This is a genomic window from Cyclonatronum proteinivorum (assembly GCF_003353065.1).
Taxonomy (GTDB): domain Bacteria; phylum Bacteroidota; class Rhodothermia; order Balneolales; family Cyclonatronaceae; genus Cyclonatronum; species Cyclonatronum proteinivorum.
Map to the genome: position 1 here is coordinate 2,759,558 of NZ_CP027806.1, position 13,318 is coordinate 2,772,875.

Here is a 13,318-nt window from a genome sequence, read left to right on the forward strand (position 1 = left end):
GTATAACTATGTAGTTATTAAATGGTTAAAAAAAAATCAGCGCTGCAATTGGCTGTTTTCCCACTCGGGGAGTCCTTTTTCCATGCGACGGGCGCTGTACCCGTTAGCGCGGAGTATTGCTACGGCTTCATCTGCCATGAGGCAAAACTCGCCCCTGCAATACGTCACAATCTCACAGTCCTGCGGAAGCTCAGCTATCCGTTTCGGCAGCTCGCGCACCGGAATGGAAACTGCACCCGGCAGCGCAGCAATCTCAAATTCTTCAGCCGGACGCACATCAAGGAGCACGACCTTACCACTGTTGATCATCCCGCTGATTTCTTCGAGACGAACCTGATCCGCGCTGTGCTTTTGCTCCCGGTAGGATTCCAAAAGCCGGCCAATTTCGGCATTCCTGCTCACGGCTGCTGCACGCAGCTGACACAGCAACTTATGCGTATCGGTACCAGAAAGACTGTAGAAAACCTGCTTGCCATCCCGACGGGCACTGACCAAACGGGCCTGACGCAGCACCTGTAAATGTGCCGAAGTATTGGCGACGCTTAATCCCGTGTTTTCCGAGATGTATTCTACAGACAGCGCCCCCTGTGCGAGAAGATCCAAAATTTCCAGACGCAGCGGATTGCCTAGCGCCTTGGTTAAAGCGGCTGATTCAGAATAGAGCTGTTTTTTGAGAACGGATGTTTTCATAGGCATTTTTTATTCGCAGCAAATATACTAAAACATTCAATCATTCAAAATTTTATTTGAATAATTGAATGAACGCTGATCCAAAGCCTGAAGCGGTTTTGGTAAAATCACATCCAAAAAAAAGAAACCCCGATCTGCACTGTGCAAACCGGGGTAGATACAAGTTGAAAAAAGTATCAGGCTTCGGGAAGCGGGCCGCGGTAGTTGAAGGGTACGTCGGGCTTGCCCGTTGTTTTGATGGTGCCGTGCTGCTTCTCGAAACGGCTGATGTTGTCGTTGAGCGCACCTGCGAGACGCTTGGCGTGATCCGGAGTGAGCACGAGGCGCTTCATCACTTTGGCTTTGGGCAGGCCGGGCATGACCGCAATGAAGTCAAACACGAATTCCGAAGCGGAATGGGTGATCATCACAAGGTTGGAGTACGTGCCGGGCGCTTCTTCTTTGGTGAGTTCTATTTCAAGTTTTTTCTGCTTTCCTTGGTTAGGATTCTGCATGATGGATGTGGGTCAGGGTTGGGATTGGTTGATTATATGGTCGGGTGCGCGCGAAGCATTACAGCTACCGGCTCAGGCCGAGAGCGTGTGAATGAGATCGCTTCGCGTGATGATTTCGTAGCTGCCGTCTTTCATCCGAACGACCACAGCCTGATTTTCCTGATTGAGTAGGGTCGTGACTTCCGGAAACGGCGTGGAGTACTCGACCACAGGAAAAGGCTTGTCCATTACTTCGGCAATTTTCATGCCGCGCGCGCCGGGATCCTGAATTAACAGGGAAAGAATCATGGAGTCGGTCACGCTGCCGGTGAATTTGGTACCATCCATCACGGGAATCTGAGATATGCCGCTTTCATTCATGCGATCAATAACATCGGAGAGTTTTTCATGCTCCTGCGCGGTGATAAGTCCCTTTTGATGCTCGCTTTTCATGCGCACCACAAAGTCTGCCACACGTGATGAAGGCGGCTCCATGAAGTTGTTCTGTATCATCCACTCATCGTTATAAATCTTTGATACGTAACGGGTTCCGCTATCAGGAAGTACAACAACAACCACATCGTCTTCGGTAAGGTTGTTGATTCGGGCGTACTCAAGTGCCCCCCAAACTGCCGCGCCGCATGAGCCCCCGATAAACAGGCCTTCCTTGCGGGCAAGGTCGCGGGTAGTAACAAAAGCTTCCTTATCCGGACACTGAATCACTTCATCAATGTAGTCGAAATCGATGGTTGTCGGGATGATGTCCTCCCCTATTCCTTCGGTGAGATAGGGCGCAATCTGAGACTTGTCAAATTTGCGGGTGTGATAATACGACAGATATACGGAACCAATGGAATCAACTCCGACAACTTTGATGTCGGGATTTTGCTCTTTCAGATATTTCGAAGTACCTGTAATGGTACCGCCGGTTCCCATGCCGGCAACAAAATGCGTGATCTTGCCTTCCGTCTGCTCCCAGATTTCAGGGCCGGTAGTCTCATAGTGGGCCTGCGGATTGCTTGGGTTGTCGTACTGATTCGGGTAGTACGAGTTTGGAATTTCTTCGCTGAGCCGTTTGGCAACCGAATAGTAGCTGCGCGGATCATCCGGCTCCACATTGGTCGGGCAAATGCGCACTTCCGCACCCAAAGCCCGCAGAAGGTTGACCTTTTCCATGCTTTGCTTGTCGGTTGTTGTGAAAATACATCTGTAGCCCTTCACGACGGCAGCAAGGGCAAGTCCCATACCGGTATTTCCGGAAGTACCTTCAATAATGGTTCCGCCCGGTTTAATCAGCCCTTTGGCTTCGGCGTCTTCAATCATTTTAATGGCAATACGGTCTTTCACACTTTGACCGGGGTTGAAATATTCAACTTTGACCAGAATGGTTGCCTTGGTTTTCGCGGCTACTTTTTGAAGCTTGATCAGCGGTGTGTGGCCGATGGTTTCGAGAATAGATTGCTTCCACATAATCGTTGGGTTGTATAAGTTATTTATAAACAGTCGTGTCGTTACAGCGACACTTCAGAATACGCAATACAGCGAACATAAGCGCCTTCGCTGATTTACAGCTTTACACTATCATCAATACTATTTTAGCTGAAAAATGCGGGTTTATTCGGGCTTCCCTGGTTTTAGCTGTGGAATACTTTTTCTACTTTGCACAGCTTTGCGCATGCGCATGCAACATCCGTTCAGCCTTAAAGCCGGAACAGAATCTGTTGCCTTTTCCGGCAAAAAGAATGACGAATTCCCGTATTCAGAATTTAAAATTAACTTACGCCTTGAGCCATAAAAAACCAACTTTAAACCACTTTCAAAGCTTTGAAATCTGAGTCAGACTGCGGGGTTTTGATGTCCTGTTCGCGCAGCTTGCATGCACAGCTTTTTGGGCTTGCAAGCATGATGGCCGTGATTTTTTGGATGACGTGCTGTGCAACGCTTCCCGAAGGTGACACGCAACCCCCAAAACCTGATCCGGCAGAAGCGGAAGCACAGCTGAAAGCGGCAGCCGACCGAAGCGACCTTATCCGGCTGCACGGTATTTTTGAGCTCTATCCGCTGCAGCGTCCTGCGTATGGATCTTCGGGAGAGATTGCTGACGAATCAGCAACAGACCCTTTGGCCGACTCAGATGAGCTTCCAACGCATGACATCAGCTGGAACCCCATTGTGCGGGTGAATCTCTTTGCGATGAATCCGCCGCAACAGCTCACGCTTCAGGCGCACGAAGGCAATATCGCTGTTCAGGCAGCCGGACGCCCTGCGCAGCTCACAGCCGGACCCGGTGAACCGCTTCAGCTTCAGGCCGACGGGAACCTGGTAATACTGCAGTCCGGTACGCGGCAAACAGAAGCCGGTCAGTTCGACATTCATACGGAAGCAAGCGGCTTGGTACGCGCCATTCACCCGGAAAAACCCTGGCGCTATTATCGGGGTTCACTTCGGATAGAAGCCCGAAACAATCAGCTGCAGCTCATCAACTATGTGACCCTTGAAGACTACGTCAGTAGTGTAGTAGGCAGTGAAATGAATTTCATGAACCCGGAAGCCTTAAAGGTTCAGGCCGTGATTTCACGCACCTATGCGGTTTGGAACAGCGGTCGCAGTACATCCGCAGCGGGGTATGATCTCAATGACAGCGTACTGAATCAGGTGTATTTGGGAGAGCTGATTACAAGCCCCCGGTTTCGGGAAGCTGCTTACGCTACTTCAGGGGAAGTGCTGAGCTGGAGCGGGGAACTCATTCTTGCGGCCTATCACAGCACCTGCGGCGGGCAAACGGCAGCCAATGAAACGGTCTGGAGCGGTGCGCCCCTGCCCTGGCTCCGGGGGGCGGAAGACTTCGGGAGCTGTTCAGCTTCCCCGCACTTCCGCTGGCGCTTTGAAGTGCCTGCGGCTGAGCTGCACGAACTTTTTAATACAAACGGCATTCGGGTGGAAAACGGGAGCGGACAAGACCGGGCTTCGGTTGTGTATCTGAGCAAGGGCAGCGGATATGAAACGATTGGTGCCAATGCATTTCGTCTTCGGTTCAATCAGCGATACGGCACGCTTGCGCTGCGAAGTACGCATTTCAGATTGGAAGAAGACGGGGAAACCTATATTTTTGAAGGTCGCGGCCTTGGGCACGGTATCGGGTTGTGTCAGTGGGGTGCCCTTGGAAAGGCCGAAGCCGGCTGGAATTACCGTGACATTCTGCGTTTTTACTACAACGGCGCCGATCTGAGCCGCCTGCCGGAACCACAGCCCTGAATTGTAATCCCACATTGCAGCCCTTTTTCTGCCATTTTTCAAACATCTTCATCCCAATCCATCACATCCTTCCAACATGTTCATCCCCGTAAAAAAACCCAAAGATTTTGACTGTGGCTACAATCTCGACCTTATGATCGAAGCCCTTCCCCGCATTCAGGATTTGGAAGAACGCAAAACATACGCCAAGCGGATTGTGGGGCTCATCAAACAAAGTCACATCAACTGGGTGAACATGAAAGGTGAGAGTCAGGCCGCCTGGGATTATTTTTTCAAGCTTGCCGACTACAACCCGGAAGATTACGGCATTGTAAGTCCTTACAAGACTGGTGAACCGGACGATGCCCGCTGAAATTCGTCAGCTGCTAATCAGCTGATTAGCTCCGCCCAAACGGCGCGTGCTTTTTGATGCAGTTCTTCGCGTGTGCCGTTGTTTTCTATGATGATATCGCGCTGCGGATCAAGCGCTTCAAACAGGCCTTTTTGCTGCGCCATACGCTGGCTGATGTGCGCTTCGTTGTGCCCGTCACGCGCCTGAACCCGCGCCTTTCGAACGGCCTCTCCGGCTTCACAGAGCACGACGACATCAAGCATGGCAGGGCGCCCATGCTTTAGAAGCAAGGCGGCTTCCTTTACAAAAACCGGCGTCCCCTTCTCCCGCTGTACGCCAATTAAACGGTCCGTTTCCCGGTACACGGCGGGGTGCACGAGCCGATTCAGCTCCTCAACCCGTCCTTTTTCAAACGCTTCCTGCGCGAGATATGGCCGGTTGAGACTGCCATCCGACGTATAAACAGCTTCGCCGAACGCGGCTTTGAGTCCGGCGATAAGCTCCGGATCAGTTGTCATCAGGGTTTTGGCCGTCTGGTCTGCGTCCATCACAAAAGCGCCCAAATCCGCCCAGATTTTGGCAACGGTTGTTTTTCCGCTCCCAATGCCGCCGGTCAGCCCTACAAGTTTCATCATCCCCCCTCCCGCTATAAAATATTGTGATGCTCAATGACATCACTTGTGTTCGGGTAATCTGTCGTAAAGTGCAGTCCGCGGCTTTCTTTGCGAAGCATGGCCGATCGGATGATGAGATAAGCAACCGCAATCATATTGCGAAGCTGACAAACCGGCACACTCACCTTCGATTTTTTATAAAAAGCTTCGACTTCCTGATGCAGGAGTTTGGTACGGCTGAAGGCCCGCCGCAGACGCAGATCACTTCGCACAATACCCACGTAGTCGGTCATCACCTGCTGCAGCTCGCGCTTGTCGTGTGATACGAGCACCCATTCTTCCGTATCGAAGGTGCCGGAATCATCCCATTGGGGTATATCCGTGCGGAATTCGGTTTGTCGCATAACATCAGGCGCCACGCGGGCAGCTTTTTCCGCTACGACGAGCGCTTCCAGCAAACTGTTGGAAGCCAGACGGTTCGCCCCATGAAGCCCGGTGCAGGCCACCTCACCCGCTGCAAAAAGCTTGTTGATGGTCGTCTGCCCGTTTATGTCGGTCCACACGCCTCCGCACATATAGTGCGCCGCAGGCACAATTGGGATGAGATCGGTTGCCATATCCATGTTGTGCTCAAGACATTTGCTGTAAATGTTCGGAAAGGTAGCCTTTAGCTCATCCCTGCCCAAATGTCGGACATCCAGCAAAACATATTCATCCCCCCGTTTTTTTAGCTGATCGTCGATCGCACGGGCAACAATATCCCGCGGGGCAAGCTCTTTGCGGGAATCGTAGCGCTCCATGAAAGCTTCGCCATCTGTGTTTCGGAGAATGGCACCATGCCCGCGAACGGCTTCAGATATCAGAAAGGAATCAGCGTCCGGGTGCCAGAGAGAAGTCGGGTGAAACTGAATGAACTCCATATTCGAAACCCGGGCCTTGGCCCGGTAGGCCATCGCAACACCGTCACCGGTCGCAATCTCAGGATTGGTCGTGTGCAGGTACACCTGACCTGCACCGCCTGTTGCCAGCAAGGTCACTTTTGCCAGCACGCGCTCAACCCGATCCGTTTCCGTATCCAGCACATAGGCCCCGAAACAGTTTTTTTCGACATACTTGGTAACCTGTATGCCAAGATGATGCTCGGTGATAAGCTCTACAGCAAAGTGATGTTCGAGTATGGTGATGTTGGGATGTTCATCAGCTTTGGCAAGAAGGACGCGCTCAATTTCACGACCCGTCATGTCGTCGGCGTGAATGATGCGGTTGTGGCTGTGCCCGCCTTCCCGAACCAGATGCAGCTCGCCTTCTTTCCGCGTGAATGCCGCTCCCATTGCGATCAGCTTGCGGATGGTTGCCGGACCGCTTTTCACGATCTCGGCAACAACTTCGCGGTCGCACATGCCGGCGCCGGCAATGAGCGTATCTTCCACATGCTTGTCGTAGCTGTCGGCAGCGTCGAGCACGCTCGCAATACCGCCCTGCGCATAATTCGTATTCGATTCAGCGCGCTCTTTTTTAGTGATGATGCCTACCGTACCCGAGCCGGCTACTTCAAGCGCAAAAGAAAGTCCGGCGCTGCCGCTGCCTATCACCAAATAATCAAACTGTTTCATGATCGCCCAATGGTTTGAATGTGCACCCCGGAAACAATCCTCCTGCTTCCAAAAAGGCGCTAAAAAAAGGAAGCGGAAATCCGGTCAGCGGCAGACTGTTGCCGGTACCGGACTTCCGCTGAAAGTGTTCTAATTCGATTCACTCATAAGGAAAGCTTTGATGAAGTCATCAAGCTCGCCTTCCATCACCGCGTCCACATTTGAAGTTTCGTGATTGGTGCGGTGATCTTTCACCATATTGTAGGGATGCATGACGTACGAACGAATCTGCGAGCCCCACTCATTGGCTTTTTTCGTACCCTCAAGCGCACTGCGCTGTGCGTCTTTAATTTCTTTCTCGAGGGTGTAAATACGTGATTTGAGAAGCTGCATGGCCTTTTCCCGGTTTTGCAGCTGACTCCGCTCCTGCTGACACTCAGCCACTACCCGCTCTTCGCTGCCATCACTGAGCTTGCCGGTCCAGATCAGGCGAACACCGGTTTCCACCTTGTTCACATTCTGACCGCCCGCACCGGAGGAGTGAAAGCGCTGCAGCTCAATATCAGCGGGATTCAGGTCGATTTCGATTTCATCATCAATGATCGGATAGATGAAAACCGAACAAAACGAGGTGTGTCTTCGGGCGTTGGAATCAAAAGGCGAGATGCGCACGAGGCGGTGCACGCCGTTTTCGGCTTTCAGGTAGCCGTAGGCAAATTCCCCTTTTACTTCGATAGATGCACTCTTGATGCCTGCCACATCCCCGTGCTGATATTCTACCGTCGAGACGGAGAATCCAGACCGGTCGGCCCAGCGCGAGTACATGCGATAGAGCATGTTGGCCCAATCCTGACTCTCGGTACCGCCTGCTCCGGGGTTGATGGTAATCAGGGCGTCGCGCCGGTCGTCTTCATGCTGCAGCATATTACGGAATTCCAGCTCGTCAATACCGTCTGTCAGCGCCTTAATTTCCGCATTGATTTCATCGGCAACGGGTTCGCCTTCATCCAGCATTTCGCGGTATACGCCGATATTCTCGCGCTTTTCGTTGAGGGCGTCCCAGGCCTGAATCCATGATTTTTCGAAATTGAGGGATTTCATCACCTGCTGCGCTTTATCGGGATCATCCCAAAAATCGGGTGCCTGCGTATTCTGCTCTATTTCTGCGATGCGGAGGGTTCGTTGATCGTAGTCAAAGATACCTCCTCAGTTCGTCTAAGCGCGCGAACTGCTTTCTGATGTAGTCGGTGGTATAGTTAAGTTCTTTTGTAGACATGAAAACTGAATGGTTCTGATTAAGATGATTAAGTATGGCGCTATCGGGCCTGACCGCGACCGCACCGAAAACGGGTTCAAGATACAAAAAAAGAAAGCGGCTTTAGAGTACTGACTCCAAAGTCCGCTTTCATTTGTTACGGGAAGGATTCATTGGCTTGATTCAGCCGTGGAATCTTCATCAAATAGCTGTTGCGGCTTAATCGAACAATTTTGCTACAAGAAATCCGAGCACTACGCCACCAAGAACGGCAAATCCTACGCCCTGCTCCGGGTTGGTTCGCACATAGCGTCGGGCATTGCGGTATTCTTTATACAGCTCGCGTTCGAGTCTTTCCTTTTCATCGGAGAGCGCTTTAATTTTCTCATCATAGCCGGTCTTATCAAGCACACTGTTTACGGTTTCGCTGACTTTATTTTCCATAGCTTTCTCGGGATTAAATTACGTTTCTGATTATTTGTATCTTCAGCCTGTAGTTTCAAACAGGCAGGCTACGGTATTCCACCGTCTGCTTTTTAATATAACTATAATTAAGGACGCAGCGTTTGGTGAACCGTTTCTAAGGTCATTTTCCCTGCCTTCTTCCGGACAAACTTTCTTAATCGCCATTCTTTTGATTTCTTCAGACGAGCTTCAACACCGGTTTACTAAACTTCAGCCGCTTATCCGAAAAGCGGGACAGCATGTCACCCACATGCGCAAAATGAATCAGGCGACCGTGACCTATAAAAGTGACGGGAGTCCGGTAACGCGGGCAGATGAATGGGCTAACGAATTTCTTAAGCATGAAATCAGCACGCTTTTTCCGGAGGATGTAATTATAGGGGAAGAAGATGAGCGAAAAGAATACCCTGCGGGCAGTAAGCTTGTGTGGTACCTTGACCCCATCGACGGGACAAGTTCCTTTGTGAAAGGGGGTTCTGATTACTACGTGCTTGCGGGGCTCAGCTGCGAAGGACAGCCGGTGCTTGGCCTGCACTATCATCCCAAAACAGACCGCCTTATTTACGGCTGGACCGGACATGGCGCGAAAAGCATAACCGGAGACACTTCCCCTGAACCGCTTGAAGCAAAGATGCCGGCCTGGAGTCAGGAGAGCCGGATTTTCATCAAAAGCTACATTGCTGAACTTCGGGAACAGGTAAAAGGACTCGGCATTACGCGGGCCCGCTACCTGCCGGGCATGGTTGATATGGTGGGTCCGCTCTTCGGCAAGTCTGAAGGCTTTGTGAGCTACCGCACTACGGCCTACTGGGATCTCGTGGCTCCCGCTGCCATTATGGCTGCCGCCGGATTTCAGCACAGCGGCACGCCACCAAACGGGCAGGCGCCGCTTCTGTTTAATGACGGGAAGTGGACCACAACCTTTTATTACTGCCTGCCGCCCAATACGCCCGACACCTTCATAGCGTCTCTCTATGAAATTCGGCAGACCTTTGAGACGGAAGAGCGTTAGGACGCAGCTGTTCTGCGATTCGACAGACCCGCCTTAAATGTTTTTCAGAAACGGGGTAAGCGTCCTATCTTACGGCTTCGCCTTCGGGCTGATGATGTCCGAAATATCGCATATAAATCAACTATTTACACGCAACCACATGTCTGATCAAGCTGCCAACGATCCCCAAGCGCTGCTGGCAAAAGCTGAGGCTTTTCTGAAACTTCAGGAAGAGGTCTATGCCCCCATCGGAGAGGTGCCGCGACCCAAAAAGGCCACCGCGTCAGCTGAAGCCGCAAAGCCTGCTCCTTCCGCGTCGCAGCAACAGCCGCAAACGCAGATTCAGGGAGAGCAACAAAACAAAGCGCAGGCCATGCCGCAAACGCATGATCAGGCTCCGGAACCATCCATCGATAAAAACCAAACCCAACCCGACTTGACTACTTCTCTGGAAAACTGCAAAACGCTTGAAGAACTAAAGGCTTTTTGTGAAGCCGCCGAAATCCTGAAAACAGATCTTGAAAATACGCGGCTTGTGTTTGGCAAGGGAAACCCGCAAGCCGACCTGCTGCTGATCGGTGAAGCGCCGGGGGCTAAGGAGGATCAGATGGGGGAACCTTTTGTGGGCGCTTCGGGCAATCTGCTCACAAAGATTCTGGGGGCCATTAAAGTTGACCGGAGTCAGATTTATATCGCAAACATCCTGAAACACCGTCCGCCGGATAACCGCAATCCGACTGCCGATGAACGCACCCGCAGTTTGCCTTATCTCGAGCGGCAGATAGACCTGATTCAGCCTAAGCTTATTCTTTGTCTCGGGCTTATTTCCGCGCAGACGCTGCTGCAGTCAACCGCTGCGCTTAAAGATATGCGGGGCAGCTTCTACCCCTATCGCGGTGCGGAGCTGATGGTGACCTATCATCCGGCGGCGCTGCTTCGTAATTCGAATCTGAAGCGGGGCACCTGGGAGGACGTCCAAACGCTGCGACAGCGGTACGACGCGCTGGGGTGTAAACCCGAACTTCCGCCATATCTGTAAGCGCCCGCTCCCGAACCATCGCTGAGGCTTCATTTTTTTTCCGCATTTTCACATCAATACATGAGTAACGGTTACGCAAATTCACCCGGCAACTACGCCGCGCCGCGCGGGCAGGATGGCGCGGCTGCCTATCCCGAGGGCGGGGTGCTTCCACCACAGGCCATCGAAATTGAACAGGCTGTGCTGGGCGGCATGCTTATCGAGCACGAGGCTGCAACCCTGGCCATAGAGCTGCTGCAGCCATCAGATTTCTACCGCAAAGGACACCGGCACGTTTTTGAGATCATGCAGGAGCTTTATGAAAAGAGCAATCCGCTCGATCTCATCACTGTGGAAAGCGAGCTGCGCGACCGCAAGCTGCTGGAAGAAATCGGAGGACCGGCCTATCTCGGCGAACTCACCCGGGCCGTCAGCTCGGCGGCAAATATTGAGTATCACTGTCAGATTCTGGCTGAAAAAGCCATCAAACGCACCATCATCAGCACCTTCACCGATGTGGTGAAGGAATCCTACGATCCGGGCACTGACCCCTACGACATGCTGGATAAGGCTGAGCGCTCGATTTACGAGCTCGCCAACGCGAAGCGGGGGATTGAGTCAAACAACATGAGCGATATTCTCAAGAAAACCCTGCAGCACCTTGAGGATATCCGCGGGCAAAAAGGCGGGATTACGGGCATTCCGTCCGGCACCGACGTGGACAAATGGACGGCGGGATGGCAGAAGGGGGATATGGTAATTATCGCGGCGCGCCCCTCTATGGGAAAAACTGCTTTTGTACTTACTATTGCCCGAAATGCCGCGCTGTTTCCGGTGGAAGAGAAGCGGGCGGCAGTTGCGATCTTCAGTCTTGAAATGTCTTCACAGCAACTTGTGCAGCGCCTGCTTACCATGGAAGGCCGCGTGAATGCGCAGGATGCCCGAACCGGCCGGCTCACGGACAATGATTTCAAACTGCTGATTGATGCGGCGAGCCGCTTGTTCAAAGCCAAAATTTTCATTGACGACACCCCTGCCCTGAGCGTGCTTGAGCTGCGTTCCAAATGCCGCCGCCTGAAAAGTGAGCACGACATCAATCTCATCATCATTGACTACCTGCAGCTGATGCGCGGCAACACCAATGACCGCAACTCCAACCGTGAACAGGAAATTGCGACCATTTCCCGCGGTCTCAAAAGTCTTGCGAAAGAGCTTGATGTGCCGGTTATCGCGCTGTCACAGCTTAGCCGCGCGGTTGAAACACGGGGCGGCAACAAGCGGCCCATGCTGAGCGACCTTAGGGAATCGGGCAGTATTGAACAGGATGCGGATGTAGTTTGCTTTCTTTATCGTCCGGGCTACTACAACATCACAACTGATGATGAAGGCAACAGCACCGAAGGCGTAGCCGAGGTTATTATCGGGAAACAGCGTAACGGGCCGGTTGGCACCGTGAAACTGCAGTTTGTGGAGCAATACGCACGCTTCGAGAACTTTGCGTCCTACCAAAACAATGCACCCGGCATGGACAGCGCAGAAAGTGAGGGCGACGGGAATCAGGGCGGTGGCAACAGCAGTGCAGCGTTACCCCCCTTCGATGATGATGATGAAACTGCAGGCGCGGTCAGCCCATCGGAACCCGGAACTTCCCGGCGCCCCCCAATGTATCAGCCCGGGCCGGCCGACTTTTCGGATGATTCGGGAGAAAATCCCCCTTTTTAGTACAAAGAACTGCAAATCAAAATCATATGATGTCAAGCCACCGACATAAAAAACACCTTCTTAACCTTAGATATGTAACCCTGTTTTTACTTTTTATTTTTGTTTGGGCAGGATGCGGAAGTGAAGAAAAAGACCTTGAACAGCATACTGAAATTCAATCGGGTGAACGCTATGCATTTAGCCAATGGCAGCCAAACGTAACTTATGAAGGTGCCTTACGCAACATCATGCGGGAGAATAATCTTAGTGCACACCTTCACTTTGAAGATTTCCCGCTGCGCAGTACAATCTATGCGCTTGGCGCATTTGAAGATCTCAAAGGGGAAATTCTGATTTTACGCGGAGAATCATACAGCACACGTGCAGTAGCCGATGAAGTGCGTTTTATAGATCTTGAAAATGAGTCTGCCGCTTTTATGGTATGGGCCGAAGTTGAAAAATGGCAGGGGTTTGAAGTTCCGGATTCTGTTCTAAGCTTTACTGAACTTGAAAATTTTACCGCTTTGCAGGCCAATAACTTTGGAATTGACCAGACAAAACCTTTCCCATTCGGCCTGACGGGAACTGTCGCAGAGCTTTCCTGGCACGTGATTGACTGGCCCGAAGATGATACCGTGCATACGCATGAAAAACATATGGTCACGGGTCCGCATGGCGTACTGACTGGTATTCCTGCGGAAATCCTTGGCTTTTATTCTGACAGCCATCATGGCATTTTCACACATCACAGTTCAAATATGCACCTACACTTTGTCTCACAGCCACCGCTCTATTCCGGACACGTTGACGACCTGACCCTAAGCCCGGGCTCAACATTATGGCTGCCTGCAGAATGAGAAACAGGTCTTTTGATAGAAAACGGTAGCTTTTTAATCAGCCGACATTTTACACCTTATCCGCAAATCACCGCAG

The 13,318-nt window shown here is 51.8% G+C and carries 13 protein-coding genes; 6 read left to right on the forward strand and 7 right to left on the reverse strand.

The window, feature by feature from the left end; translation table 11 throughout:
• Positions 1-36 precede the first annotated feature (36 nt).
• The 3 genes from CYPRO_RS10510 to CYPRO_RS10520 form a co-directional block, all read right to left on the reverse strand.
• Positions 37-690 (reverse strand): ArsR/SmtB family transcription factor, encoded by a 654-nt coding sequence (locus CYPRO_RS10510; RefSeq protein ID WP_164682709.1) that lies wholly within the window; start codon positions 688-690, stop codon positions 37-39.
• A gap of 176 nt (positions 691-866) precedes the next feature.
• Positions 867-1,184 carry a DUF3467 domain-containing protein gene (locus tag CYPRO_RS10515; protein WP_114984573.1) on the reverse strand — a complete coding sequence of 106 codons (318 nt, stop codon included), beginning with the start codon at positions 1,182-1,184 and terminating at the stop codon, positions 867-869.
• 72 nt (positions 1,185-1,256) lie between these two features.
• Positions 1,257-2,633, reverse strand: a complete 1,377-nt coding sequence (locus CYPRO_RS10520) for a cystathionine beta-synthase (RefSeq protein WP_205730331.1) — start codon at positions 2,631-2,633, stop codon at positions 1,257-1,259.
• A 354-nt stretch (positions 2,634-2,987) separates the two neighbouring features.
• Here CYPRO_RS10520 and CYPRO_RS10525 point away from each other — a divergent pair, with 354 nt between their 5' ends.
• Positions 2,988-4,418: a SpoIID/LytB domain-containing protein gene (locus CYPRO_RS10525; RefSeq protein WP_124245591.1), complete on the forward strand. Its 1,431-nt coding sequence runs from the start codon at positions 2,988-2,990 to the stop codon at positions 4,416-4,418.
• A 76-nt stretch (positions 4,419-4,494) separates the two neighbouring features.
• Entirely contained in the window at positions 4,495-4,770 is a 276-nt protein-coding gene (locus tag CYPRO_RS10530; protein WP_114984576.1) for a DUF4290 domain-containing protein, read from the forward strand.
• Between the two features lie 17 nt (positions 4,771-4,787).
• Here the strand turns inward: CYPRO_RS10530 and coaE are convergent, their stop codons facing one another.
• The 4 genes from coaE to CYPRO_RS10550 form a co-directional block, all read right to left on the reverse strand.
• The gene (gene coaE / locus CYPRO_RS10535) at positions 4,788-5,384 is read right to left on the reverse strand and encodes a dephospho-CoA kinase (RefSeq protein ID WP_114984577.1); all 597 of its coding nucleotides are present in this window, start codon (positions 5,382-5,384) and stop codon (positions 4,788-4,790) included.
• A gap of 11 nt (positions 5,385-5,395) precedes the next feature.
• Positions 5,396-6,976 carry an L-aspartate oxidase gene (gene nadB / locus CYPRO_RS10540; RefSeq protein WP_114984578.1) on the reverse strand — a complete coding sequence of 527 codons (1,581 nt, stop codon included), beginning with the start codon at positions 6,974-6,976 and terminating at the stop codon, positions 5,396-5,398.
• A gap of 129 nt (positions 6,977-7,105) precedes the next feature.
• Positions 7,106-8,231, reverse strand: a protein-coding gene (gene prfB / locus CYPRO_RS10545; protein ID WP_240644734.1) for a peptide chain release factor 2 whose coding sequence is annotated in 2 segments (ribosomal slippage) — positions 7,106-8,149 and positions 8,151-8,231 — 1,125 coding nt in all. Because the reading frame shifts where the segments join, the coding sequence is not laid out codon by codon here.
• A gap of 198 nt (positions 8,232-8,429) precedes the next feature.
• On the reverse strand, positions 8,430-8,654 hold the full coding sequence (locus CYPRO_RS10550) for a hypothetical protein (RefSeq protein WP_114984580.1): 225 nt from the start codon (positions 8,652-8,654) through the stop codon (positions 8,430-8,432).
• 190 nt (positions 8,655-8,844) lie between these two features.
• Here CYPRO_RS10550 and CYPRO_RS10555 point away from each other — a divergent pair, with 190 nt between their 5' ends.
• The 4 genes from CYPRO_RS10555 (at position 8,845) to CYPRO_RS10570 (ending at position 13,242) form a co-directional block, all read left to right on the forward strand.
• Positions 8,845-9,687 (forward strand): 3'(2'),5'-bisphosphate nucleotidase CysQ family protein, encoded by an 843-nt coding sequence (locus CYPRO_RS10555; RefSeq protein ID WP_114984581.1) that lies wholly within the window; start codon positions 8,845-8,847, stop codon positions 9,685-9,687.
• A 139-nt stretch (positions 9,688-9,826) separates the two neighbouring features.
• Entirely contained in the window at positions 9,827-10,705 is an 879-nt protein-coding gene (locus CYPRO_RS10560) for a uracil-DNA glycosylase (RefSeq protein ID WP_114984582.1), read from the forward strand.
• A 60-nt stretch (positions 10,706-10,765) separates the two neighbouring features.
• Positions 10,766-12,406 (forward strand): replicative DNA helicase, encoded by a 1,641-nt coding sequence (gene dnaB, locus CYPRO_RS10565; protein WP_114984583.1) that lies wholly within the window; start codon positions 10,766-10,768, stop codon positions 12,404-12,406.
• A gap of 26 nt (positions 12,407-12,432) precedes the next feature.
• Positions 12,433-13,242 (forward strand): acetolactate decarboxylase, encoded by an 810-nt coding sequence (locus tag CYPRO_RS10570; protein ID WP_114984584.1) that lies wholly within the window; start codon positions 12,433-12,435, stop codon positions 13,240-13,242.
• The last annotated feature ends 76 nt before the right edge of the window (positions 13,243-13,318 follow it).